The organism is Streptomyces mutabilis (assembly GCF_014649815.1).
Taxonomy (GTDB): domain Bacteria; phylum Actinomycetota; class Actinomycetes; order Streptomycetales; family Streptomycetaceae; genus Streptomyces; species Streptomyces mutabilis.
Genome location: NZ_BMTT01000215.1, coordinates 1 through 595, shown reverse-complemented (window position 1 = coordinate 595; position 595 = coordinate 1). Strand labels below are relative to the sequence as shown.

The following is a 595-nucleotide window of genomic DNA, read 5'->3' as shown; positions in this document are numbered from 1 at the left end:
CTTATGCAGTTAAAGCTGTTGGAGAACAAAAAGAAGAAAGCGCTGAATAATTGCGCATAAAAATTAAATTAATGGAGGAAATATAAAATGGCTAATCAAGAACAAATCATTGAAGCAATTAAAGAAATGTCAGTATTAGAATTAAACGATTTAGTAAAAGCAATTGAAGAAGAATTTGGTGTAACTGCAGCAGCTCCAGTAGCAGCAGCAGGTGCAGCTGGTGGCGGAGATGCAGCAGCTGAAAAAACTGAATTTGATGTTGAATTAACTTCAGCTGGATCTTCAAAAATTAAAGTTGTTAAAGCAGTTAAAGAAGCAACTGGCTTAGGATTAAAAGATGCTAAAGAATTAGTAGATGGAGCTCCTAAAGTAATTAAAGAAGCTATGCCTAAAGAAGATGCTGAAAAACTTAAAGAACAATTAGAAGAAGTTGGAGCTAGCGTAGAATTAAAATAGTTTCTACTTTCTAATTAAATAGTTAGGTTGAAAATGTATGTTTAACCTATTTAATATAGATTTCAATGCAAATACAACCTGAATTCTTTGAGAAGTTAAAACCCCGTTATTCCAATAACGGGGTTTTTCAATTAATTAA

Annotated in this window: 1 protein-coding gene; it reads left to right on the top strand. The window is 32.1% G+C overall.

What is annotated here, in order from left to right; translation table 11 throughout:
• Window positions 1–87 precede the first annotated feature (87 nt).
• Window positions 88–456, top strand: coding sequence for a 50S ribosomal protein L7/L12 (gene rplL, locus IE142_RS40085; RefSeq protein ID WP_001832283.1), 369 nt, complete (start codon window positions 88–90; stop codon window positions 454–456).
• The last annotated feature ends 139 nt before the right edge of the window (window positions 457–595 follow it).